Annotated in this window: 19 protein-coding genes; 9 read left to right on the plus strand and 10 right to left on the minus strand. The window is 71.7% G+C overall.

The genetic code is table 11. From position 1 onward, the window contains the following. Window positions 1-81: 81 nt before the first annotated feature. The 5 genes from ACI3EY_RS13415 to ACI3EY_RS13435 all read right to left on the minus strand — a co-directional run bounded on the left by ACI3EY_RS13415 (window position 82) and on the right by ACI3EY_RS13435 (window position 5,970). Window positions 82-1,737: a bifunctional 3'-5' exonuclease/DNA polymerase gene (locus tag ACI3EY_RS13415; protein WP_405040728.1), complete on the minus strand. Its 1,656-nt coding sequence runs from the start codon at window positions 1,735-1,737 to the stop codon at window positions 82-84. A 107-nt stretch (window positions 1,738-1,844) separates the two neighbouring features. Continuing rightward, a complete protein-coding gene (locus ACI3EY_RS13420; RefSeq protein WP_405036716.1) occupies window positions 1,845-3,167 on the minus strand; it encodes an ABC transporter substrate-binding protein in 1,323 nt (440 codons plus the stop codon). A gap of 64 nt (window positions 3,168-3,231) precedes the next feature. Beyond that, window positions 3,232-4,092, minus strand: coding sequence for a carbohydrate ABC transporter permease (locus tag ACI3EY_RS13425; RefSeq protein ID WP_405037026.1), 861 nt, complete (start codon window positions 4,090-4,092; stop codon window positions 3,232-3,234). An 89-nt stretch (window positions 4,093-4,181) separates the two neighbouring features. Continuing rightward, window positions 4,182-5,114, minus strand: coding sequence for a carbohydrate ABC transporter permease (locus ACI3EY_RS13430; protein WP_405036717.1), 933 nt, complete (start codon window positions 5,112-5,114; stop codon window positions 4,182-4,184). 124 nt (window positions 5,115-5,238) lie between these two features. Then, a complete protein-coding gene (locus ACI3EY_RS13435) occupies window positions 5,239-5,970 on the minus strand; it encodes a glutamine amidotransferase (RefSeq protein ID WP_405040729.1) in 732 nt (243 codons plus the stop codon). A 139-nt stretch (window positions 5,971-6,109) separates the two neighbouring features. Here ACI3EY_RS13435 and ACI3EY_RS13440 point away from each other — a divergent pair, with 139 nt between their 5' ends. Further along, window positions 6,110-8,218, plus strand: a complete 2,109-nt coding sequence (locus ACI3EY_RS13440) for a hypothetical protein (RefSeq protein WP_405040730.1) — start codon at window positions 6,110-6,112, stop codon at window positions 8,216-8,218. 91 nt (window positions 8,219-8,309) lie between these two features. Here the strand turns inward: ACI3EY_RS13440 and ACI3EY_RS13445 are convergent, their stop codons facing one another. After that, entirely contained in the window at window positions 8,310-8,546 is a 237-nt protein-coding gene (locus ACI3EY_RS13445; RefSeq protein ID WP_405040731.1) for a hypothetical protein, read from the minus strand. 117 nt (window positions 8,547-8,663) lie between these two features. After that, the gene (locus tag ACI3EY_RS13450) at window positions 8,664-9,536 is read right to left on the minus strand and encodes a sigma-70 family RNA polymerase sigma factor (protein ID WP_405040732.1); all 873 of its coding nucleotides are present in this window, start codon (window positions 9,534-9,536) and stop codon (window positions 8,664-8,666) included. Between the two features lie 40 nt (window positions 9,537-9,576). On the opposite strand from ACI3EY_RS13450, the gene ACI3EY_RS13455 reads away from it, so the two are divergent. After that, window positions 9,577-10,191, plus strand: coding sequence for an ASCH domain-containing protein (locus tag ACI3EY_RS13455; RefSeq protein ID WP_405036721.1), 615 nt, complete (start codon window positions 9,577-9,579; stop codon window positions 10,189-10,191). A gap of 21 nt (window positions 10,192-10,212) precedes the next feature. Here ACI3EY_RS13455 and ACI3EY_RS13460 read toward each other — a convergent pair whose 3' ends face one another. Next, complete coding sequence (locus ACI3EY_RS13460; protein ID WP_405040733.1) at window positions 10,213-11,232, minus strand: NADP-dependent oxidoreductase; 1,020 nt, start codon at window positions 11,230-11,232, stop codon at window positions 10,213-10,215. 105 nt (window positions 11,233-11,337) lie between these two features. Between ACI3EY_RS13460 and ACI3EY_RS13465 the strand changes: the two genes are divergently transcribed. After that, window positions 11,338-13,884, plus strand: a complete 2,547-nt coding sequence (locus ACI3EY_RS13465; protein ID WP_405036723.1) for a glycogen/starch/alpha-glucan phosphorylase — start codon at window positions 11,338-11,340, stop codon at window positions 13,882-13,884. On the opposite strand, the gene ACI3EY_RS13470 is transcribed toward ACI3EY_RS13465, so the two are convergent. Further along, window positions 13,802-14,752 carry an EamA family transporter gene (locus ACI3EY_RS13470; RefSeq protein ID WP_405036724.1) on the minus strand — a complete coding sequence of 317 codons (951 nt, stop codon included), beginning with the start codon at window positions 14,750-14,752 and terminating at the stop codon, window positions 13,802-13,804. The two genes, ACI3EY_RS13465 and ACI3EY_RS13470, sit on opposite strands and share 83 nt — an antisense overlap. A 71-nt stretch (window positions 14,753-14,823) precedes the next feature. Here ACI3EY_RS13470 and ACI3EY_RS13475 point away from each other — a divergent pair, with 71 nt between their 5' ends. The 4 genes from ACI3EY_RS13475 to ACI3EY_RS13490 all read left to right on the plus strand — a co-directional run bounded on the left by ACI3EY_RS13475 (window position 14,824) and on the right by ACI3EY_RS13490 (window position 18,927). Continuing rightward, complete coding sequence (locus tag ACI3EY_RS13475) at window positions 14,824-15,717, plus strand: LysR family transcriptional regulator (protein ID WP_405040734.1); 894 nt, start codon at window positions 14,824-14,826, stop codon at window positions 15,715-15,717. Between the two features lie 40 nt (window positions 15,718-15,757). Beyond that, the gene (locus tag ACI3EY_RS13480; RefSeq protein WP_405040735.1) at window positions 15,758-16,546 is read left to right on the plus strand and encodes an IclR family transcriptional regulator; all 789 of its coding nucleotides are present in this window, start codon (window positions 15,758-15,760) and stop codon (window positions 16,544-16,546) included. 69 nt (window positions 16,547-16,615) lie between these two features. Next, complete coding sequence (locus ACI3EY_RS13485) at window positions 16,616-17,911, plus strand: NupC/NupG family nucleoside CNT transporter (protein WP_405040736.1); 1,296 nt, start codon at window positions 16,616-16,618, stop codon at window positions 17,909-17,911. A 20-nt stretch (window positions 17,912-17,931) separates the two neighbouring features. Then, the gene (locus ACI3EY_RS13490; protein ID WP_405040737.1) at window positions 17,932-18,927 is read left to right on the plus strand and encodes an NAD(P)H-quinone oxidoreductase; all 996 of its coding nucleotides are present in this window, start codon (window positions 17,932-17,934) and stop codon (window positions 18,925-18,927) included. A 109-nt stretch (window positions 18,928-19,036) separates the two neighbouring features. Here ACI3EY_RS13490 and ACI3EY_RS13495 read toward each other — a convergent pair whose 3' ends face one another. Further along, complete coding sequence (locus ACI3EY_RS13495; protein WP_405040738.1) at window positions 19,037-19,555, minus strand: NUDIX domain-containing protein; 519 nt, start codon at window positions 19,553-19,555, stop codon at window positions 19,037-19,039. A 66-nt stretch (window positions 19,556-19,621) separates the two neighbouring features. Here ACI3EY_RS13495 and ACI3EY_RS13500 point away from each other — a divergent pair, with 66 nt between their 5' ends. Both ACI3EY_RS13500 and ACI3EY_RS13505 read left to right on the plus strand, forming a co-directional pair. After that, window positions 19,622-20,926, plus strand: coding sequence for an aspartate aminotransferase family protein (locus ACI3EY_RS13500; RefSeq protein WP_405040739.1), 1,305 nt, complete (start codon window positions 19,622-19,624; stop codon window positions 20,924-20,926). A 46-nt stretch (window positions 20,927-20,972) separates the two neighbouring features. Beyond that, the gene (locus ACI3EY_RS13505) at window positions 20,973-22,679 is read left to right on the plus strand and encodes a metallophosphoesterase family protein (protein WP_405040740.1); all 1,707 of its coding nucleotides are present in this window, start codon (window positions 20,973-20,975) and stop codon (window positions 22,677-22,679) included. The last annotated feature ends 65 nt before the right edge of the window (window positions 22,680-22,744 follow it).

Below are 22,744 nucleotides of genomic sequence, written 5' to 3' on the forward strand. Positions count from 1 at the left end.
CAGATTCACCTCTCCCTTGAGGTTCGTAACTACGAATCACTCTACGTATATACGCACAGTAGGAGGAGGGTCCGCCGCGTGTCAACGGGACGAGGGGACCTTCTCGGCGTAGTCCTCGGCGACGCGCACCGTCAGCGGGAAGTCGACGGGCGTCTCCCCGAACAGCAGCCGCCCGGCGGCAGCGGCGGCCTCGCGGACGATCTCGGCGACCGCCTCGGCGTCGGCCGCGGGAGCGTGCACGACGACCTCGTCGTGCAGGAAGAACACCAGGTGGGCGGCGCTTCCGAGCTCACGTATCCGGCGCCGGATCTCCCCCATCCAGCACAGCGCCCATTCGGCGGCGCTGCCCTGGACGACGAAGTTGCGGGTGAACCGGCCGCGGACGCGAGCCTGCTGGCGGGCCGCCCGACCCTGCCCCTCGTCGGCGTCCGCCGACCCCGCCTGCTGCTGACCGTCGACCCACAGCTCCGAGGGTGGCGGCGAGGTCCTCCCCAGCCAGGTGCTCACCACACCGCCCCGTTCCCCGGCGCGTGCGGCCTCCTCCACCAGCGCGATCGCCCGGGGGTAGGCGCGTCGCAGCCGGGGCATCAGCATCCCGGAGTCCCCCGAGGTCCCGCCGTAGAGGGCACCCAGCATGCCGACCTTGGCCTGGTCGCGGGTGGCGACGACGCGGGCCTCGACGAGCCCGGCGTAGAGGTCCCCGCCGCGCCCGGCGTCCGCGAGCGCCCGGTCCCCGGACATGGCGGCCAGCACCCGCGGCTCGATCTGGGCCGCGTCGGCGATGACCAGCCGCCAGCCGGGGTCGGCACGCACCGCCGCCCGCACCACCTTGGGCAGCTGGAGCGCACCACCGCCGCTTGTCGCCCAGCGCCCGGTGACCACACCGCCGGGAACGTAGTCGGGCCGGAACCTGCCCCGGCGGCCCTGCACCCCGGGCTCGACCCAGCTGTCCAGCCAGGTCCACCCGTTGGCGGCCAGCAGCCGGGCCAGCCGCTTGTACTCCAGCAGCGGCTCGATGACCGGGTGGTCCACCCCGACCAGGTCCCACTTGCGAGTGCTGGTCACGCCGAGGCCCAGCGTCCGGAGCGCGCGCAGCACGTCCACCGGGGAGTCGGGGTTGAGCGAGGGCATACCCGCCCGGTCCCGTATGCGCCAGGCCAGGTCCTCGAGCACCGCGGGCCGCACGCCCTGCCGGGGGCGTGGCCCGAGCGCCGTGGTGAGGATCCGGTCGTGCACCTCCCGGTCCCAGGGCAGCCCGTGGTGCCGCATCTCCGCCGCGATCAGCGCACCCACGGACTCCGCCGCCAGCAGCAGCCGCAGGCCCCCGCCCCCGGTGGGTGCCGCGACGGCCTGCTGCTGCCGCTCCCACTGCTGCACCACCCGGTCGAGGGTGAGGTCGGCGGGCGAGGCGAGGTCGTCCAGCAGAGTGGGTGGGCGGGCCGGGTCCGGCACTCCGGCCGGGGCGTCCCAGACCGGGTCGGCCGGCACGCCGCCCGGGTCGCGGCGGTGCAGGATCGTCCGGCACAGGCGCAGGTCCACGCAGCGCTCGACGCGCACACCCCCGGCCAGCAGGAGCGGGGCCAGCACCGCGGTGTCGGCCCATACCCAGCGGGGACGGTCCTGCTCGAGCTCGGCGACCCTGGAGAGGTCGTCCCGCCGCAGCACCTCGGTGCGGGAGCCCGGGGTCACGGGCCGCACGTGCAGGAGACCACCCACGAGCGCGACGGCGATCTCCACCGTGCGCACTCTAGGGCCGCGGCCCGACAACCCCCGACGCTGCTCGCCGACGACCCCTCCGGTCGTCGGCGAGCAGCAGTGCCGGGCGCGCTCGCCCGGTTCGGGCCTTACTCCAGCTGGGACGCCAGGTCGCGCTCGTAGAGCTCCTCCAGGGACTCCTGGACGCCGGTCAGCTCCTCCGCCACGTCGACGTCGCTGGTGAGGATGCTCTGCAGGGCCTGGGAGAGCTCCAGGTCACCACCGGGCAGGAACACCCGGGCGTTGTCCTGGGACCGGGCGCGCTCCAGCTGCTCCACGGCCACCTCGAACTGCGGGGTCTCGGCGTAGACCTCGGACATGTCGACGTCCTGCTGGACGGGCATGTACCCGGTGGCCGCGGAGAAGGTCGCGGTGTTCTCGGCGTTGGTCATGAACCCGATGAACATGGCCGCCGCCAGCTGCTCCTCCGGCTCGGAGTCCGCCGAGAGCATCAGGCCCGCACCACCGGTGGGGGTCTCCCCTTCGGCCTCGGGGCCACCCGGGAGGAAGGCGACACCCACCTCGAACTCGGCGATGTCCAGGATCCCGCCCAGGGACCCGGTGGACTGCACGATCTGGCTGGTCACGCCGGAGCCGAAGTCGTCGGCCGGGTCACCAGAGGAGACCGAGGCCCAGTCGTTCGTGGCGTCCTGGGCGAACTGGATGGCCTCGACGGTCTGCTCGGAGGCGACCGGGGAGAAGTCCCAGTCCTCGGACCACGATCCGCCGTAACCCCAGATCAGGTTCTGCATCCACCACGCGGGGTACTCGTCCTGCGGCGGGAAGGAGAAGGCCGAGCTCGCGACCTCTGCCTCCATCAGCTGCTCGGAGACCTCCGCCACCTCTTCCCAGGTCTCGGGCGGCGCGTCGATCCCGGCCTCCTCGTAGTGGTCGGCGTTGTAGTAGAACAACGGGGTGGAGCGTGCGTACGGGACCCCGTAGTGGGCGTCCTCGTAGTTGTAGTCCTCGTAGAGGGCCTCCACGTAGCCCGAGGTGTCCACCTCGGCAGCCTCGAGGACCGCGTCCACCGAGAGCAGGGAGTCGTTGAGGTAGTTCGGGAACCAGGTCGCGTCGGACAGGACCACGACGTCCGGCGTCGCGTCGGTGCCCTGCGAGGTCTGGAACGCCTGCGAGGTCTCCTCGTAGGTCGCCCCCGAGTTCTCCAGGGTGACCGAGATCCCGGTCTCCTCGGTGAACGCCTCGATCAGGGCCTCTTCCTGCTCCACCGAGGCGCCGGGGTGGTTGGACCAGAAGACGATCTCCTCGGCAGGCTCGACGTCCGCCCAGTCGACCTCCTCGCCCGGTGCGTCGTCGTCCCCGGAGGTGTCGGGACCGCACGCGCTCAGCGTCAGCGCGGCGACGCTCACGGCGACGATGCCGGTCGTCGCCCTGCTGTTCTTCGACAACTTCATGACTGCTCCTTGTGGTGGGTGGTGCATCGGTGAGGGCTGGGTGGCGGGTAGGGGCCTGCGCGACTCACTTGACCGACCCCTGGGTCAGGCCGGCGACGATGTAGCGCTGCAGGGCCGCGAAGATGACCAGCATGGGCACGATCACGATCACGGCACCGGCCATCAGGATCCCGTAGCTGCCCGCCTGGCTCTCCACCGACTGCAGCAGGTTCAGGCCCACCGGCAGGGTCATCTTCTCCGCGCTGCCGGTGATCACCAGCGGCCACAGGAAGCTGTTCCACTCGTTGACCACGGTGACCAGGCCGACGGTGGCGATCGCCGGCACCGAGACCGGTGCGGCGATCTGGAAGAGCTTGCGCAGGTGCCCGGCCCCGTCGAGCTCGGCGGCCTCGAACATCTCCTTGGGGAGGGCCATGAAGTGCTGTCTGAGCAGGAAGGTCCCGAAGGCGGTGCCCAGTCCCGGCAGGATGATGCCCCACAGGGTGTCCCGTCCGCCGAGCCCGGTGATGGTGAGGTAGTTCGGCAGCATCGACACCTCCGGCGGCACCATCAACGCCACCAGGATGCCGAGGAAGATGAAGTTCTTGCCGGGCACCGGGATGAAGACCAGGGCATAGGCGGTGGTCACGGCCAGGAACACCTTGATGGCCGACCCCACTAGCGTCACGTACACGCTGTTGCCGAACATGGTCAGCAGGGGAACCCGGTCCAGGACGGCCCGGTAGTTGTCCGTCGTCGGGTCCATGGGCAGCAGGGTCGGAGTGAGCGTGACGATCTCGTTCGGCGGCTTGAAGCTGGAGGAGATCATCCAGGCCAGCGGCAGCACGATCACCACCAGCGCGACGAGGATCGGCAGGTACCCGGCGAGGAGGGTGTCGGCCAGGTTCCGGCGGGAGAAGGCGTCGCGCCAGGTGCCGCGTCGCATCTGCCTGCGCTCGGCCTTTGTCAGCCGTCGCGTGGGTGTGGCCGCCGACCCCTCGACCTCCGGCTCGATGCGCCGCGCTCGGATCAGGCTCATGAGTAGTGGACCTTCCGCTCGACGAAGCGCATCTGTACCGCTGTGACCAGGAACAGCGTGAAGAACAGCACGACGGCGATGGCTGCCGAGTAGCCCGCGCGCTGGTAGGCCCCGAAGGACTGCAGGTAGATCTCGAAGATGATCGTGTTGGTGCCGTGACCGGTCGGCGTCATGGTCCGCAGGATGTCGAAGGCATTGGTCATCGAGAAGAGGATGTTGGTCACCAGCAGGAAGAAGACCGTGGGGGTCAGCAGCGGCAGCGTGACCGAGAAGAACCTCCGCACGGGCCCGGCCCGGTCGATGGTCGCCGCCTCGATCAGATCCCTCGGGATGGACTGCAGACCGGCCAGGAAGACGACGGCGCAGTACCCCAGGTTCTTCCACACGTAGACGATGATCACCATGACCAGGGACCAGTCCGAGTCGAGGTACCACTCGGGGGACTCGAGGTCGACGACGTCCAGCAGGTATGCGAGCCCGCCGCGGGCGGGGTCGAAGATGAAGTTCCACACCATGGCCACGCCGACCCCGGACAGGACGTAGGGGGAGAACACCGCCGTCCGGGCCGCGGTCTTGCCCGGGATGTGCTTGTTCAGCACGAGGGCGATGAGCAGGCCCAGCAGCATGGACCCGATGACCGCGCCAGCGGTGAAGATGCCGGTCACCCGCCACACCTCACGGCCCGAGTCGGAGGTGAAGAACGTGACGTAGTTCTCCAGCCCGACAGGCGTCGCCCGGGAGGACCCCAACCGCCAGTCCAGGGTGGAGTAGTACATGTTGGAGAACAACGGGTAGTAGATGAACGCGAGGATCAACGCGATGTTGGGCCCTGCGAAGAGGAGGAAGAGGGACCAGTTCTTCGACTGCTCGCGTCGGCGCGCGCGGACGCGAGCACGATCGGGCTCCAGCTGCTGTGCGGTGGGGGCCATCCGGCTCCTCTCCCTTCTCTGCTCATCGGAGAGTAACCGCCCCAGTTACGGCACGGTGGCCGCCGCGCGACACGCACATGAACGGACCGTCGCACCCACGGGCGGTACGACAGGCGAGCGTCCCTCAGCGGGCGTGCAGCTCCACGAAACGGCGCAGTATGCCGCGCACGGCGTCGACATCCACCGCCCGAGCCTCGGCCACGATGCGCTCTGCATCGTCCGGCTCGCAGTAGCCGTGCCCGGCGTAGATCCGCAGCCGCAGCTCCAGGGTGTCCGCGTCCAGCTCTGGGTGGAACTGGGTGGCGTAGACGTTGCGCCCGATCCGGAACATCTGGGTCGGGCACCCGGGGGAGGTCGCCAGCAGCACCGCACCGGGCGACGTCGGCAGCACCGAGCACGCCTCCTTGTGACCGACGATCGCGTGGAAGCGCTCCGGCATACCGGCCAGCAGGGGGTCCGTCCGTCCGTCCTCGGTGAGCGAGACGTCCACCGCACCCGGGGCCTCGCCGTAGCGCCGGTCGACGGTGCCCCCGCAGACCATGCCCAGCAGCCCGACCCCGTAGCAGGCCCCGAGGAACGGCATGTCCTGCTCGACGACCCTGCCGACCAGGGCGGCGAGGTCGGACTCGACCCGTTGTTGCACCTCGCTCTTCACCTCGTCCGAGGCGTTGAACGGGCTGCCGCCCAGGATCACCCCGCTGTAGTCGTCCAGGTCCACCACCGGCATCGGTCCCGCCTCGACACGCACCCGGTGCAGCTGCTCGGGCGCCAGGCCGGAGTACCGCAGGAAGCCGGCGTACTCGTCGTCCGCGGCGTCGTCCTCGGACCGGGTGCCGAGCAGCAGGAAGGGCTTCACGGGGGTCGAGCCTATAGATCGTCGGCGTGGGCACGGCGAGGGTGGGACGGTCTGTCCACAGGCGGCGTGTCGCCCGCGCAGGATTCGAACACATGTACTAGGATGAGGGTATCGAGGAGCCCAGGGGGGGTGAAGTGCGATGGCGACGCAGCCGATCGAGGAAGAGCCGGGCAGGCCCGGAGGTCACGGAGGTGATCTGACGGTGCTGCTGGAGCGGGTGGGCACCCTGCAGTCGGGGGTGCAGGGGATGGGTGCGGGTGAGTGTCTGGAAGTGATCGAGGCGTTGCACCGGTTGAGCGGGTTGGTGGACGCGGTGCGGGTGGACGTGGTCGCGCAGCTGGCGGCACGCACGGGTGAGGACCTGCTGGCACGGGCCGGGGTGAGTGAGCCAGGGGAGCTGTCGGCGACGGGGCGGGAGCGGTGGCGGGCGAGGTGCAAGTCGGTGGCGGCGACCGAGGTCGCGGCGTTGACGGGGATGGGCCGGTGGCGTGCCCGCCAGCTCGTGGCGGTCGCGTTGGCGCCGAAGGCGGTGTCCGGTCCGGTGCGGGAGGGTCTGGTGGCGGGAGTCGCGACGTGGGGGCAGGTGGAGCACTTCTGGCGCCGCGCCGGGGGTCTGCCGCACGAGCACGCTGCGGACGTGGCGACGGCCTTGTTCGCGACCGGGGCCACGCCGGACAAGGTCGCCGTCGAACGCCTCACCACCACCAGCCCAGACGACACCGACAATGACAGGGGCAGCGCTGGTGGGGTGTCGACGCAGCCGTGGCCGGCGAAGGTCTACGTCGAAGCGTTGGAGCGGGAGGTCACCCGCGCACAGGGACGCGACCCGGCCGCGGACGCCGCACGCCGGGCGGAGGTGCACCGGGGAAGGTGCGCGTACGGGGTGATCGATGACGACGGCACCGGCCAGGTCATCATCACCGGCGACGCTGCCTCCACCGCGGCCTGCGTGGACAGATTGCATGTCCTGGCCCGTCGGGCACGCCTCGCCGGGGATGGGCGGACCGAGTCCCAGCTGCGCTCCGACATCGGCCGCGCCCTGCTCCTGCACGGCACCCTGCCCCTGCCTGACCTCGCCCAGGCACGCCCTCAGCGCGGCGACCAGGGGCAGGGTCCGGACGGTGTCTGGGACGATGCCGCACTGGTGTCGCCGGAGGACATCGCGTCGCTGGCCCAGATCATCTCCGGTACCCCGACGTACGACCTGCAGGTCGTCGTCCCCTGGGACGCCACCACCAACACCGCCGCCCTAGCTGTGCCGGTGGCCAGCGCGGATGCCCCACCCGGCCCTGGGGGCCCCTCAGCCCCGGGCGGGGAGATCGTGCCTGGGGTGGGGCGGTTGGTGGGCAGGTTCCCGAGGTTCTTCACCACCGGGCAGATGAGGCAGATGGTGCTGGCGTCGGGGACCACGTTGCACCGGGTGCTGACCGACCCTGCGGACGGGCGCTGCCTGGAGCGCACCCTGGCCCGGTACACCCCTGATGCGGCGATGCGCACCCAGGTGATGGCCGCGGACCTGCTCTCCCGCGCCCCCGGCCAGACCCTGCCCGTCAGAGACGGCCAGCTCGACCACGTCCACGAATACCTGCTCGGCGGTAAGACGTCCGAGACGAACCTGCAAGGTCTGGACACCGTGTTCCACGCCCTGAAGACCCAGAAGTTCTGGCACGCCCAGATCGATACCACCCGGCACGTGACCTGGACCAGCTTCTTCGACCGCACCTACCGCACCCGCGCCCACGACTACACCCAGTACCTCACCACAGGCACCACCCACACCGTGGACGGCGACACCGAGAGTGTCGACCTGCACGAGGATCCGCGGGTCGAAGAAGACACGAGGCCACGCCCCGGGCGCCCCCTGGGCGCGGATGCCCGACGCCACCTCGCCTCCCTGCTCGTCTACGCCGCCCTCGCCGCCCGCCAACGCGGTGCACCCCTCGAAGCACGCGACGACGACCCCGACAGCGACACCGACCTCATCGGCCCCATCACCGACACCCACCGCGCCATCCAGCTGCGCCACACCCACACCCGCGACCACCGCCGCACCACCGGACCCCACCCCGGCACCCCCACCCCCGAACACCTCATCCAGCACACCCCCGAGACCATCCTGGCAGCCGAACACTGGACCGACCCCTTCACCGGACGAGGCACCACCAGCACCGGCAACAGCACCCCGAGCGACGACACCACCGCCGACGACACCCACCAGGCATGGCGCGACCAACCCCCACCCTTCTGACCGGGAACCTGCCGGTCAGCGGTCAGCCAGTCGGCAGCCCGACCACCCGATGTCACCTCGCGCACCAACCACTCCGGCGGAGGACGCCCGCTCAGTCCTCCGGCAGCGCCGCGAAGGCCGCCTTCATGTCGTTGTACCAGCCCAGCGACTTCCGCGGACGCCGCCAGCGGGCCTTCATCTCGTCACGCGCGGGTTGGTGGCTGGCGTCACCAGCCTTCTCGGCCTCCTTGAGGTGCTTGTCCTGCGCGGCGATCACATCGTCATGGGTCTCGCCCCGGTGTCCCAGGTCGCAGGGGCCCCCGAGCTGGCGGCAGGTCATCGTCTTCATCCCGACTCCTTCTGTGTCCGATCAGTCTGTGGCCGATCGGTTCTTTCCTGACACCCCTGTGACGATCCAGGCCTCGCAGATGTGACACACCCAGGGCCGGCGGGTGCAAGGCGCGTTTCAGGCGCGCGCCGTTCCACCGGTGCGGCGCACCAGTTCCTCCAGCACGGCGGGCTCGGCCCGGAAGGTGATGTCCTGTACCTGCCCGTCGGCCACCACGAAGTCGAAGAGCACCATCGCCCGGCCCCGGTCGAACCACGCCGCACCGGGCCGCCCGCCGAGGAACACCGGCAGCGCGGCGTGGGCGCTGCCGTCGAAGAACGCGGCGACCTCGTCCCGGCCGTCGATCCGCTCCGGGGTCCCCACCACCGCGGCGGCACGGTCGGCGCGGACGGCCACCCCGGGCGCCAGCAGCTGCAGCAGCTGGGCGAAGTCACCCTCCTTCGCGGCGGCCATGAAGGCGTCCACGACCTCCCAGTCGGCGGGTCGACCCACCACGTCCTGCTCCGGCTGCGGGCGCCCGATCTTGGCCCTGGCCCGGGAGGCGTGCTTGCGCGCGGCCGCCGGGCTGCTGCCCAGGACGGTGGCGACGGTGCTGAAGTCGACCCCGAAGCTGTCGTGCAGCACCAGGGCCACCCGCTCCGCCGGGCCCAGCCGGTCCAGCACCACCTGCAGCGCGCCGCCCACGGCCTCGGCCCGCGCCATACCCTCCGCCGGGTCCGGGACGGTGTCGCGCGCCTCCACCTCGGGGACCGGGTCGGCGGCGGTGCTCCTGGCCCGCAGTCTGTCCAGGCACAGCCGGGTGGTCACCGTCGTCAACCACCCCGGCAGGTTGGCGATGTCGTCCCCACCCTCGTCGGACCCACCGGTCCGGTGCAGCCGCAGCCAGGTGTCCTGCACCACGTCCTCGGCCTCGGCCTCGTCTCCCAGCACCCGGGCCGCCACCCGCCGCAGCCGTGGCCGTTCCGTCTCGAAGATCTGCGTGCGGTCCACGCGCCCCACTCTGGCAGAGCCCCCGCGTAGGGTGGCGGCCGTGAGCGAGCACACCCCGCCGACCGAGCAGGACCGACAGGACCGCGCGATCGCCGCGTTCTGGGCCGACGCCCGGATCCGCGGCAAGCTCAACCGCATCGAGGTGTATGCCGGGCAGCAGGTCAGCGACACCCTCCCGCCGCCCGCGTGGTCGTTCGGCGCCGACCCGGCGACCGCGGACGAGCTGCTCGAGCTGGTGCTCGCCGGCCGCAAGACGGCGACCGCGAGCGCCTACCGGGAGTACGAGCAGGAGGCCCGCGGCCGGGCTGAGGAGGAGCTGGCGCAGGGGGACACGCTGGTCCGCACCGAGCTGGACCTGGCGCTGCCCGAGCCCGGGCTGCTGGCGATCCTGCTGGACGGGGCCGGCGCGCCGCGTGCCCTGGTCCGGATCACCGACGTCGACGTGGTCCGGTTCGCGGACGTCAGCGACGAGCACGCCCGGCTGGAGGGCGAGGGCGACGGGTCGCTGGAGCACTGGCGCCGGGTCCACCGCGAGGCCCTGGCCGCCAGCGCTCCGCACGGGGAACCGGTGGACGACGACACCCTGGTGGTGCTGGAGCGCTTCGAGGTGCTGGTGCCCGCGCAGGCTCGCCGCGCCGCCCGCGCACACCGCTGAGCTCGTCCCCTCGCTGGGACCTCAGGGACGCACGAGCATCTTGCCGGTGTTGTCCCCGCGCAGCAGGCCGAGGAAGGCGTCCACCGCGTGCTCGATGCCCTCGACCACCGTCTCGCGTGAGTCCAGCTGCCCCGAGGCCAGCCACTGCGCGGCCAGCCCGGCGTACTCCTGCGCCAAATCCTGGTGGTCGGAGACCAGGAAGCCGGTCACCGTGCCCCGCACCTGGATGAGGCGCGCCAGGTTGCGCGGGCCCGGTGCGGGCTCGGTGTCGTTGTAGCTCGAGATCGCCCCGCAGATCGCGACCCGACCGCCCTGGCGCAGCCGGCCGATCGCGGCCTCCAGGTGATCACCGCCGACGTTGTCGAAGTAAACGTCGATCCCGTCCGGCGCGAGCTCGGCGAGCTGCCCGGCGACGTCGCCGTCCTTGTAGTTGAAGGCGGCGTCGAAGCCCAGCTCGTCGACGAGGTGGGCCACCTTCTCGGCCGAGCCGGCGCTGCCGATCACCCGCCCTGCACCCAGCGCCCGGGCCACCTGCCCGGCGACGCTGCCGACCGCACCGGCGGCCCCGGAGACGAAGACCACGTCCCCCTGCTGCAGCCGGGCCACCCGGGTGAGCCCCGCGTAGGCGGTCAGGCCGGTCATCCCCAGCACGCCCAGGTAGGCCGAGGCGGGGGCGGCGTCGGTGTCCACGACGCGGGCCGAGGCGGCGTCCAGCACCGCCTCCTCCCGCCAGCCGAGCTGGTGCAGGACGTGGTCACCCACGGCATACCCGGGGGCGCGGGACTCCTGCACCACGCCGACGGCCGCACCCTCCATCGCCTCCCCGAGCTGGAACGGCGGCACGTAGGAGCGGGTGTCGTTCATCCGGCCCCGCATGTAGGGGTCGACCGAGATCACCTCGTTGCGGACCCGGAGCTGGCCGTCCGCGAGCGCGGGCAGGTCGCTGGTGGCCAGCTCGAAGTCCGTCGGCTGCGGCCAGCCGTGCGGACGGGAGACGAGGCGGACCTCACGGGCGGGTGTGCGCTGGTCAGGAGCGGTCATGGCGGCTTCTTCCGGTCGCGGGTGGTCGAACTGCTTGCCCCGCTGCCAACACCGACCCCCCAGGAGGTATGCCCGGCGCCCGCCGAGGCCCTACCCTTACGACTCGTGAACCAGACGCACCCGCAGCCCGTCATCACCGACGAGAGTCCCTCCAGCGACGCCAACCGGCGCGGGCCCAGCTTCGAGCCCACGCACGAGCTGGCGGTCGGCCCGGTGACCAGCCCGCCCGCCACCGTCGACGGCTTCGTCCGGGAGTTCCTCGACCAGCTCAACTTCGGCCAGGGCGTCAAGCTCACCCAGTCGACGATCAACGACCAGTACCTGGCGCTGGCGCGGACCGTGCGCTCCTACCTGATGGCGTCCTGGCTCGAGACCGGCCACCGCCGCCGCCAGGAGCCGACCAAGATCGTCGGCTACCTCTCGGCCGAGTACCTGCTGGGCCGCCAGCTCGGCAACGCGCTGCTCGCCACGGACCTGCAGGGCATCGCCGAACAGGCGATGGAGCAGTGCGGCCTGGACATGGCCGCGCTGCGCGGCCAGGAGGTCGAGCCGGGGCTGGGCAACGGCGGCCTGGGCCGGCTGGCGGCCTGCTTCGTGGACTCGCTGGCCACCATGGACGTGCCCTGCATCGGCTACGGCATCCGCTACGAGTACGGCATCTTCCGGCAGACGTTCGTGGACGACCGGCAGGTCGAGGAGCCGGACAGCTGGCTCCGGCTCGGCAGCCCGTGGGAGTTCCCGCACCCCGAGCGCGCCGTCCAGGTCCGCTTCGGCGGGCATACCGAGACGTCGGTCGACGAGCAGGGGCGCGAGCGCACCACCTGGGTCCCCGCCTGGCAGGTGCGCGGGGTGCCGTACCACTACATGGTCCCGGGCTTCCGCAACGGCGTCGTGAACACCCTGCGGCTGTGGAGCGCCGAGGCCAACCAGGCCTTCGACCTGCAGACCTTCAACGCCGGCGACTACGCCCAGGCCTCCCGGGCGGAGATCTTCGCCGAGAACATCTCCAAGGTCCTCTACCCCGACGACACCACCCAGCAGGGCAAGGAGCTGCGGCTGCAGCAGCAGTACTTCTTCGTCGCCTGCTCGCTGCGCGACTTCATCGAGAACACGCTGCCCCGCGACGTCGACCTGCGCCGGCTGCCCGAGCGCATCATCTTCCAGCTCAACGACACCCACCCGGTGATCGCGGTCCCCGAGCTGATGCGGATCCTGGTCGACGAGAAGGGCTTCGACTGGGACGAGGCCTGGGACATCACCCGCCGGTGCTTCGCCTACACCTGCCACACGCTGCTGCCGGAGGCCCTGGAGGTCTGGCCGGTGGAGCTGCTGGGGCGGCTGCTGCCGCGGCACCTGGAGATCATCTACCGCATCAACGACGAGTTCCTGCTCGAGGTGCGCGAGGCGTTCGGCGAGGACGAGTGGCGGGTCCGGAGGATGTCGATCATCGCCGAGCAGCCGCAGCGCTCGGTCCGGATGGCCTACCTGGCCACCGTCGCCGGGGCGAAGGTCAACGGGGTCGCCGAGTTGCACAGCCAGCTGCTGCGCGACAACGTGCTCCCCGACTTCAGCGCCATGTGGCCGGACAAGTTCACCAACGTCACCAACGGGATCACCCCGCGGCGCTTCCTGCACCTGGCCAACCGACGCCTCTCGGACCTGCTCAACGACACCATCGGCGAGGGCTGGGTCACCGACCTGGACCGGTTGCGCGAGCTGGAGCCGTATGCCGAGGACGCCGACTTCCGTGCCCGGTTCCGGGAGGTCAAGGCCGCCAACAAGGGACGCCTGGCCAGCCTGCTCGAGGTGCGGGACGGAGTCAGCCTCAGCACCGACCACCTGCTCGACGTGATGGTGAAGCGGCTGCACGAGTACAAGCGGCAGACGCTCAAGCTGCTGCACGTGGTCTCGACCTACGAGGGGGTGCTCTCCGGGCGGATCGCCATCGAGGACGTCACCCCGCGGACCGTGCTCTTCGGTGCCAAGGCGGCGCCGGGCTACCACCTGGCCAAGGAGATCATCTTCCTGATCAACGCGGTCGCCCGGACGGTGAACGCCGACCCCCGGATGCAGGGACGCCTGCAGGTGATCTTCCCGGCCAACTACAACGTCACCCTGGCCGAGAAGATGATCCCGGCGGCCGACCTGTCCGAGCAGATCTCGCTCGCCGGCAAGGAGGCCTCGGGCACCGGCAACATGAAGTTCGCGCTCAACGGTGCGCTGACGATCGGCACCCTGGACGGCGCCAACGTGGAGATCCTGAACCTCGTCGGGGAGGACAACTTCTTCCTCTTCGGGATGACCGAGCCGCAGGTCGAGGAGCTGCGCCAGTCCGGCTACGTGCCGAGCAGCTACTACGCGCAGGACCCGGTGCTGCGGGCCACCATCGACCTGCTGGGCAGCGGCCACTTCACCGGTGGCGACCGCGGCGCCCCGTCCGCTGTGCTGGACAACCTGCTGAACCACGACCCGTTCATGACGCTGGCCGGCTTCTCCGCCTACCTGGAGGCGCAGGACAGGGTGGACACCGCCTACGCCGACCAGGACGCGTGGAGCCGGTCGGCCATCCTCAACGTGGCGCGCTGCGGGTTCTTCTCCTCCGACCGGTCGATGCGCGACTACCTCGACCGGATCTGGCAGCCGCGGGGCTGAGGGTCCGGCCCCGTCCGGTCGCCCACAGCACGCCGAGGACGACCAGCGCGCCCCCGACCAGCTCGGGGGCCGCGGGTCGCTCCCCCAGCAGCCACCACGAGGCGGTCACGCCGACCACCGGCACCAGCATGGAGAAGGGTGCGACGGTGCCCGCCGGGTGCCGCACCATCAGCCAGGACCAGATCCCGGAGCCGACGACGGTCCCGACCACGACCGTGTAGGCCAACCCCAGCCAGGCCGGCACGGCGGCGGCGGTGACCGACGTCGCCAGCGCCTGCCCGATCTGCTGCGGACCCTCGACCCACCAGGACAGCGCCAGCATCGGCAGCGGCGGCACCACCGACATCCAGAGCACCAGGTGCAGCGGGTTCGGCGGGGCGGCGAGTCGGCTGGACAGGTTGCCCAGCGCCCACCCGAAGGCCCCCAGCACGACCAGCAGGAAGGGCACCCAGGACGTCGCCTCGGCCCGGCTCGCCCCGACGACGACCAGTCCCAGCACCGCGACGCCCACCCCGACCGCCCGTCGCGGGGAGAGCGACTCCCGCAGCAGCAGCACCCCCAGCACCACCGTCATCGGTGCCGAGGCCTGCAGCACCAACGAGGCCAGGCCCGCCGGGAAGCCCGCCGCCATCCCGAGGTAGAGGCCGAGGAACTGCAGCGTCCCGAACCCCAGGCCGTAGCCCAGCAGCCACCGCACCGGCACCTGGGGCCGCGGCACCAGCAGCAGCGTCGGCACCGCGATCAGTGCGAACCGCAGGGCCACCAGGAAGATCGGGGGGAAGTGCTCCAGGGAGGCGTGGATCGCGAGGAAGTTCAGTCCCCACAGGGCCGCGACGGTGGCGGCGAGGAGGGCGTGACGGGGCGGCATACCTCGAGTGTGCGGCGCGCTATCCCGTAGGTCCATCGACACTTTATGACATGACTACGTAGGGTACCTACATGGAGATGAGGCACCTGGTGCTGCTGCGCGAGATCGCGGTGCGCGGCACCCTGTCCGCGGTCGCGGCGGCTACCCACCGCACCCCCTCCGCCCTCTCGCAGCAGCTGCGCACCGCGGAGCGGGAGCTGGGCATGGCTCTCGTCGAACCGGTGGGCCGTGGCCTGCGGCTGACCGCCGAGGGTCAGTTGCTGGCCGACGCCGCCGACGAGGTGTGCCAGGTGCACGCCGAGGTCCAGGCACGACTGGACGCATCCCGCGGGGAACCCCGCGGGACGGTGAGCATCGGCACGCTGCCCAGCGGTGGCCAAGCACTGCTCCCCCCACTGGTGGAAGCCCTGCGCGGCAGCGCGATCGAGCTGAGGCTGCACGACTTCGACCTGGCCGAGGCGGACTACGCGGCACGCACCCTCGACGTCGACATCGTCCTCGCGCACAGCATGAGCGGGGACGTCCCGCACGGCGCCGACCGGCTGACCTTTCGTGCGCTGGCGCGAGAGCCGCTCGATGTGGCCCTGCCGGCCACCCATCCCCTAGCCGGACGCCAGGAGCTCGGCCCGCAGGACCTCGTCGGCACCCGATGGATCGGTGTGCCCGAGGGCTACCCCTTCGACACGGTGCTGCTGGCGATCGAGGCGGTCACCGGGCGGCCGCTGGTCCGGGACCAACGGCTGCGCGACAACGCGCTGATCCGCTCGCTCGTCGGCGCCGGCGTCGGGTTGGCGCTGCTGCCGCGCTTCACCACGCCCGCCGACGGCCCGGTGGTGCTGCGGCCACTGGTCGGGGTGCCCGCCCGGCGGACCTTCTACGCGCTCTGCCGACCGGACCGGCACGCCCGGTTCGCGGTCCGCACGGTGGTGGACGAGCTGGCGCGGATCGGGGCCTCCCTGTCCTGAGCGGACGGCACCCGGGCCGCGCCCGGCATACCCTGACGCCATGGCGAACGCACCGGCGGCCGGGCACGCGCTGGCGATCCTGACCCTGCTGGCCCGCCACGCGACCCCGGTCGCCGCCGCGAGCATCGCCCGCGAGCTGGAGCTGCCGCGTTCGACGACGTACCACCTGCTCACCGTCCTGGTGGAGCAGGGGTATGCCGTGCACCTGCCGGAGGAGCGCCGCTACGGCCTCGGGGTGGCCGCCTTCGAGCTGGGCTCGGCCTACACCCGGCAGGCGCCGCTGCAGCGGCTGGCCCGGCCCCGGCTGCAGCGGCTCGCCGACGCCGCCGGTCACAACGCCCACCTGGCCGTGCTGCACGGGTCCGACGTGCTCTACGTCATCGAGGAACGGGTCGCCGGACGTCCTTCCCTCGTCACCGACGTGGGGGTCCGGCTCCCGGCCACCCTGACCGCCAGCGGGTTGGCGGTGCTGGCCGCGTCGTCCCCGGCCCAGGTGCGCGCCCTCTACCCCTCCGCGTCGACGTTCGTGCAGCGGCACGGCGTCGGCCCGGCGTCGCTGGTGGAGCTGCGCCGGGTGCTGACCGCGACCCGCGCCCGGGGGTATGCCGTCGAGGACGGCCTGGTGACACCCGGTCTGGCCTCGGTCGCCTCGGCGGTGCTCGACCACTCCGGGCACCCGGTCGCCGGGCTCGCCGTGACCTTCCCCACCGACCAGCGCGGGGTCCGCGACGGCGACGGCGCCGGCACCTCCCCGCCGGAGGAGCTCGTCGCCCAGGTCGCCGGGTGCGCGGCGGAGCTGTCGGCACGGCTGGGGCACCGCGGGGGGTGAGCCCGCCGACCCCGACCACGCGGTAGCGTCTGCCGCACTCGCTGGGTCGGCTCGAAGGGAAGGTGCACGATGGACGTGCTGTGGGGCATCGGGGGCATGGCCGCGCTGATCGCGCTGGCCCTGCTGCTGTCGACGAACCGGAAGGCGGTGCGCTGGCGCACGGTGCTCGCCGCCCTGGCCATCCAGGTCACCTTCGGGGTGGTCGTCCTCTACTGGTCCGCCGGACAGGCGGCGCTGGGCGCGGTGACCGAGGGGGTGCAGGCTGTCATCAACACCTCCAACGAGGGCATCAGCTTCCTCTTCGGGCCGGTGCTCCCGCAGGGCGACGACGCCGGGGTGGTCTTCGCCTTCCAGGTGCTGCCGGTCATCATCTTCTTCGCCTCGCTGACCGCGGTGCTCTACCACTTCAAGATCCTGCAGTTCGTGGTGGAGCGGCTCGGGGCCGCGCTCGGCTGGGCGCTGGGCACCCGGAAGGCGGAGTCGGTCAACGCGGCCGCCAACATCTTTGTCGGCCAGACCGAGGCGCCCCTGGTCATCCGTCCCTACCTGGGCGGGCTGACCCGCTCCGGGCTGTTCGCGGTGATGGTCGGTGGCCTGTCCACCGTGGCCGGCTCCGTGCTGGTCGGCTACTCGCTGCTGGGCGCCCCGCTGGAGTACCTCATCGCCGCCTCCTTCATGGCCGCCCCGGGGGCGCTGATGATGGCCAAGCTGGTGGAGCCGGAGGCCCTCGACGAGCCGCCGGAGACGTCGGACAAGGACCGCGAACCCGGCGCCCACGACAACGGGGACGACACGGACGACGACCACGGGGACCGCACGAGCGACGAGGACGACCTCGAGGAGATGGAGTACCGCAACGTCATCGACGCCGCGGCCTCCGGCGCCGGGGACGGGCTGAAGCTGGCGCTGAACATCGGCGCCATGCTGCTGGCCTTCATCTCGCTGATCGCGCTGGTCAACCTCTTCATCGGCACCGTGGGCGGCTGGTTCGGCAACCCGGAGCTCACCTTCGAGCAGATCCTCGGCTACGTCTTCGCCCCGCTGATGACGGTGATCGGGGTGCCCTGGAGCGAGGCCACCGGTGCCGGCAGCTTCGTCGGCCAGAAGGTCGTCGTGAACGAGTTCGTGGCGTTCAGCAACTTCGCGCCGACGATCGACGACTTCAGCCCCAAGACGGCTGCGATCATCACCTTCGCGCTCACCGGGTTTGCCAACCTGGGCTCGCTGGGCATCCTGCTCGGCGGCCTGGGCTCCCTGGTGAAGAGCCGCCGCCGGGAGATCGCCTCGCTCGGTCTGCGGGCGGTCCTGGCCGCGACGCTGGCCAACCTGATGAGCGCCGCCATCGCCGGCATCCTCATCGGGTAGCCGTTCGTTACGTTGGGGGTATGCGTGCGATCACCATCCCCGACCCCGGCGAGCCCGATGCGCTCGTCCCCGCCGACGTCCCCGCGCCCGAGCCGGGCGAGGGCGAGGTGCTGGTCGAGGTCGTCACCGCGGGGGTGAACCGGGCCGACGTCATGCAGCGCAAGGGTGCCTACCCGCCGCCGCCCGGCGCCTCCCCGCTGCCCGGTCTGGAGGTCAGCGGCCGCATCGTCGGGCTTGGCGCCGGCACCGAGGACGCCGGCTGGGCGGTCGGCGACGAAATCTGCGCGCTGCTCTCCGGTGGCGGGTACGCCGAGCTGGTGGCGGTCCCGGTCGGCCAGCTGCTGCCGGTGCCCGCGGGCATACCCCTGGCCGACGCGGGGGCCCTGCCCGAGGTCGCCTGCACGGTGTGGAGCAACCTGGTGATGGAGGCTGGGCTGCGCCCCGGTGAGACGGTGCTGCTGCACGGTGGCTCCAGCGGCATCGGCACGATGGCGATCCAGGTCGCCCGCGCCCTCGGCGCCCGGGTCGCGGTCACCGCCGGCTCGGCGGACAAGCTCGCCGCCTGCAAGGACCTGGGGGCGCAGATCCTCGTGAACTACCGCGAGCAGGACTTCGTCGAGGAGCTGAAGGCCGCCACCGACGGTGCCGGCGCGGACGTCATCCTGGACGTGGTCGGCGCGAAGTACCTCCCGCGCAACGTCAAGGCCCTGGCGCGGGACGGCCGGCTGGTCGTCATCGGCCTGCTCGGGGGCCGCACCGGTGAGCTGGACCTCGGGGCCCTGCTGGCGAAGCGGGCCTCGGTCCGCGCCACCTCGCTGCGTTCCCGCTCGCTCGCCGACAAGGCCGAGATCGTCCGCCAGGTGCGCGAGCACGTGTGGCCGTGGGTCGAGGACGGCCAGGTCAGGACGCTGATCCAGTCCCGGCACCCGCTCGAGGACGCGGCCCGCGCGCACGAGGAGATGGAGGCCAGCCAGCACATCGGCAAGATCCTGCTGCAGGTCTCCTCCCCCACCTGACCGAGCGTCTCGTCGTGCCGATCCGAGCGTCCCGGTATGCCGATCCGAGCGTCTCGTCCTGCCGACCAGGGCGTCCCGGTATGCCGATCCGAGCGTCTCGTCCTGCCGATCAGGACGCGCCGAGCAGCCGTCCCTCGCGGGGAGCGTCCCCGGCCCGCTCCACCGCGCGGAGGATCCCGCGGGTGTCCCGGTCCGCCGGGCCGAGCTCCGAGCGCCGGGTCCAGCGCGCCTTGCGTGCCTCGGTGGACAGCGACAGGTCGAGGTCGTCCGGGTGCTGCTCGAGCCGGACCCGGAAGACGACGTCGACCCCCTGCTCCAACGGGTCCACCCGGATCGTGACCGGCTCGCCGGGGTCGATGTCGAGCCCGACCTCCTCGGCCACCTCCCGGCGCACCGCGTCGGCCGGCTCCTCGCCACGGCCCAGCAGCCCGCCGGGCAGGCTCCACCCCCGCCGGTGCGGCTGCCACAGCACCAGGAACGTCCCCTCGTGCTCGATCACGCAGACCGCACCCACCGTGTAGCTGGGTGCGACCGTGCGCACCACCAGCCGCTTCAGCGGCCCCGGTGCGACCCGGAAGCCCACCAGCGCCGCGGTCCCGAGCTTGCGGCGCGCCGTCGACAGATCCATCCGGCCAGCCAACCACAGCCCGTCGGGTCCGTCGCTGCCGCCCGCCTGATGTGCTAGACCTGCCCCGTGGACAGCGAGACCTTCTGGAGCGACGTCGGCGCCCATCTCATCCGCTACGGCGGGGGCTTCTCCCCCCGGATCATCGAGCGGGCGGTCGGGAGCCACCTCTACGACCACGAGGGCCGCGAGATCCTCGACTTCACCTCGGGCCAGATGAGTGCCGTCCTCGGCCACTCCCACCCGGACATCGTGCGCACCGTGACCGAGTCGGTGAGCACGCTGGCCCACCTCTACTCGGGGATGCTCAGCCCGCCTGTCGTCTCCCTGGCCCGGCGGCTCGCGGACTCCCTCCCGGCGCCGCTGGAGCGGATGCTGCTGCTCAGCACCGGGGCCGAGTCCAACGAGGCCGCGATCAAGATGGCCAAGCTCGCCACCGGCAGGTACGAGGTCGTCTCCTTCGACCGGTCCTGGCACGGGATGACCTCGGGCGCCGCCTCGGCGACCTTCTCCGCCGGTCGGCGCGGCTACGGTCCCCCGATGCCGGGGAACCTGGTGCTGCCCACCCCCAACGCCTACCGCTCCCCCTTCCGGCGCCCCGACGGCAGCTACGACTGGGAGACCGAGCTCGACTACGGCTTCCAGCTCGTGGACCAGCAGTCCTCGGGCAGCCTCGCGGCCTGCCTGGTCGAGCCGATCCTGTCCTCCGGCGGCATCATCGAGCTCCCGCCGGGCTACCTGGCCCGGCTGCGGGAGCACTGCGACCGGCGCGGGATGCTGCTCATCCTGGACGAGGCGCAGACCGGGATCGGACGGACCGGTGACCTGTATGCCTTCCAGCGCGACGGCGTCGTCCCCGACCTGCTCACCCTGTCCAAGACCCTCGGCGCCGGTCTCCCGGTCGCGGTCGTGATGACCTCCGCCGAGATCGAGGAGGCCTGCCACGAGCGCGGCTTCCTGTTCTTCACCACCCACGTGTCCGACCCGCTGGCCGCCTCGGTCGCCCTCACCGTGCTCGACGTGGTGGAGCGCGACGGCCTGGTGCAGCGGGCCCGGACCCTGGGCGACCGGCTCACCGCACGGCTGACCGAGATGCGCGACCGGCACGAGGTCGTCGGGGACGTCCGCGGCCGGGGGCTGCTGCAGGGCCTGGAGCTGGTGACGGACAAGGCGAGCAAGGCCCCCGCGGAGGAGCTCGGGCGGCAGGTGACCGACACCTGCCTGGAGCTGGGCCTGCACATGAACATCGTCCAGCTGCCCGGGATGGGCGGGATCTTCCGGATCGCCCCGCCGCTGACCATCGAGGTCGACGACCTGGACCGCGGGCTGGACCTGCTGGAGACCGCCCTGGAGCGGACCCTGGCGCGCGGCTGAGGTCCCTGCGCGGACCCGGCATACACGCGCGTTAGTCTCCTGCGTGATGAAGAACCGTGGACGCCTCGCGAGCACCCTGCTCACCGGGCTGCGACGCGTCGGCGTCGTGGCCCTGCTGCTCGTCCTCGCCTTCCTGGGCGGGGTGGCGACCACCCAGATGTGGCCGGTGCACACGGAGACCCGCTACTTCGCCGCCGACATCTCGGTGGAGCCCCGCCTCGACTCGACCGTCTCGCTCCCCACGGTGGTCGGGGACATGGAGGTCTCCTTCGTCCGCCAGGTGCTGCCGGCGCCGGGCCTCAGCGCCCAGGTGCAGGTCCGCGACGAGGTCACCGACCTGCTGCGCCGGGGGCAGCTGCGCACCGCCGACCTCGAGCCCAGCCAGGAGGAGCTGCGCGGCGCGATCGACGGGGGCGTCCGCGAGCTGGCCTGGAAGTTCGCGGCGGGCGCGCTGGTCACCACCGCGCTGGTGATGATGGCGTATGCGGTCGCCCGCCCCCGTCATCTGCCGCGCGGTCTGATCGCCTCGGCGGTGGCCACGGTGCTGGCGATGGTGATCCCCGGGACCGCGGCGTACCTGACCTATCGCACCGACCGGGTGGGGGAGTTCCGGACCACCAGCCTGCTGTCGCTGGTCGAGCAGAACACCGACATCCTCGCCGGGTTGGACCGCAAGGCCGACCAGGGCGCCGTCTACGTGACCAACCTGCTCGCGCTGTCCACGGCGATGCGCCAGGAGTTCAGCCCGGAGAGCGACGACAGCCCGCCAGCCGCCCGCTTCCTGGTGGTCGGCGACCTGCACGGGATGAACCAGTACCCGCTGATGCGCGAGATCGTCCAGACCCAGGAGATCGACGCGGTCATCGACACCGGTGACCTGGTCAACTTCGGTCGCCCCGAGGAGGGCGCGCTGACCGGGATGTACCAGGGCATCGAGAGCCTGGGCGTGCCCTACATCTTCGTCCGCGGCAACCACGACGCGGTCTCCGCCGAGGACGAGGCCCTGCTCCAGCGGATGGCCCAGGTGCCCAACGTGGTGCTGCTGGAGACGGCCGCCGGCGAGCTGAACCTGGCCACCGTCAACGGGGTCACCCTCAGCGGCTTCAACGACAGCCGCTACTTCAACCAGCGCAGCGACGACTTCGGCGCCGACCAGGCCGAGCTGGCGCAGGTTTTCCGGGAGCGCACCGAAGGGCTGCCGCTGACCGACCTGGTCGTCACCCACCAGCCCTACGCCGCGGAGCGGGTCACCGCGCAGGCGCTGACCGTCAACGGCCACATGCACGTGCCCGCGCTGGTCGGGCAGCACCTTCAGGTGGGTTCGTTCACCGGTGGCGGGCTGGTCAACCAGTTCCGGCTTCCCCCGCTGACCGAGCAGGCGCAGGAGGCGGCCGAGGAGGACCCGGAGACGGCCGGTGAGCTGCAGGGGCACGCCTACAGCTTCGACGTGGTGTCCTTCGAGCAGGACTGCTCGGTGGCGAGCGTCGCGCGGTACAGCTACCGGAACCTGGTCTCCGGTCGGCCCCAGTTCGACGACGTCAGCCTGATCAGCGGACGCACCCTGCAGCCGCAGCCGCCGGTGGACCGGACCTGCTCGCCGGACCTCGGCACCACCGTCGAGCCGATCGAGGCGCTCGCCGACGAGAGCGGGTCGGACCCGACGACGATCGACGTGCCGCCTCCGGACGACGCGGTGGTCACCACCCTGCCGCCCACCGTGGATCTGCCCGAGATCGACGACGACCTGCCCTGACCCGACCGGGCGCACGCTCTGTCCCCACCGGGCGAGCGCTGTGTCCCCACGGCGAGCGCTCCGTC

Source organism: Serinicoccus shuyuelongi (genome assembly GCF_045032955.1).
Classification (GTDB): domain Bacteria; phylum Actinomycetota; class Actinomycetes; order Actinomycetales; family Dermatophilaceae; genus Ornithinicoccus.

Excerpts from the sequence above, each read along its gene's own strand:
- ACI3EY_RS13490 (WP_405040737.1), top strand. The coding sequence starts at position 17,932 with ATGCGTGCGATCACCATCCCCGACCCCGGCGAGCCCGATGCGCTCGTC.
- ACI3EY_RS13505 (WP_405040740.1), top strand. The coding sequence starts at position 20,973 with ATGAAGAACCGTGGACGCCTCGCGAGCACCCTGCTCACCGGGCTGCGA.
- ACI3EY_RS13440 (WP_405040730.1), top strand. The coding sequence starts at position 6,110 with ATGGCGACGCAGCCGATCGAGGAAGAGCCGGGCAGGCCCGGAGGTCAC.
- ACI3EY_RS13425 (WP_405037026.1), bottom strand. The coding sequence starts at position 4,092 with ATGCGACGCGGCACCTGGCGCGACGCCTTCTCCCGCCGGAACCTGGCC.
- ACI3EY_RS13495 (WP_405040738.1), bottom strand. The coding sequence starts at position 19,555 with ATGGATCTGTCGACGGCGCGCCGCAAGCTCGGGACCGCGGCGCTGGTG.
- ACI3EY_RS13480 (WP_405040735.1), top strand. The coding sequence starts at position 15,758 with ATGGCGAACGCACCGGCGGCCGGGCACGCGCTGGCGATCCTGACCCTG.
- ACI3EY_RS13470 (WP_405036724.1), bottom strand. The coding sequence starts at position 14,752 with ATGCCGCCCCGTCACGCCCTCCTCGCCGCCACCGTCGCGGCCCTGTGG.
- ACI3EY_RS13420 (WP_405036716.1), bottom strand. The coding sequence starts at position 3,167 with ATGAAGTTGTCGAAGAACAGCAGGGCGACGACCGGCATCGTCGCCGTG.
- ACI3EY_RS13475 (WP_405040734.1), top strand. The coding sequence starts at position 14,824 with ATGGAGATGAGGCACCTGGTGCTGCTGCGCGAGATCGCGGTGCGCGGC.
- ACI3EY_RS13430 (WP_405036717.1), bottom strand. The coding sequence starts at position 5,114 with ATGGCCCCCACCGCACAGCAGCTGGAGCCCGATCGTGCTCGCGTCCGC.
- ACI3EY_RS13445 (WP_405040731.1), bottom strand. The coding sequence starts at position 8,546 with ATGAAGACGATGACCTGCCGCCAGCTCGGGGGCCCCTGCGACCTGGGA.
- ACI3EY_RS13460 (WP_405040733.1), bottom strand. The coding sequence starts at position 11,232 with ATGACCGCTCCTGACCAGCGCACACCCGCCCGTGAGGTCCGCCTCGTC.
- ACI3EY_RS13485 (WP_405040736.1), top strand. The coding sequence starts at position 16,616 with ATGGACGTGCTGTGGGGCATCGGGGGCATGGCCGCGCTGATCGCGCTG.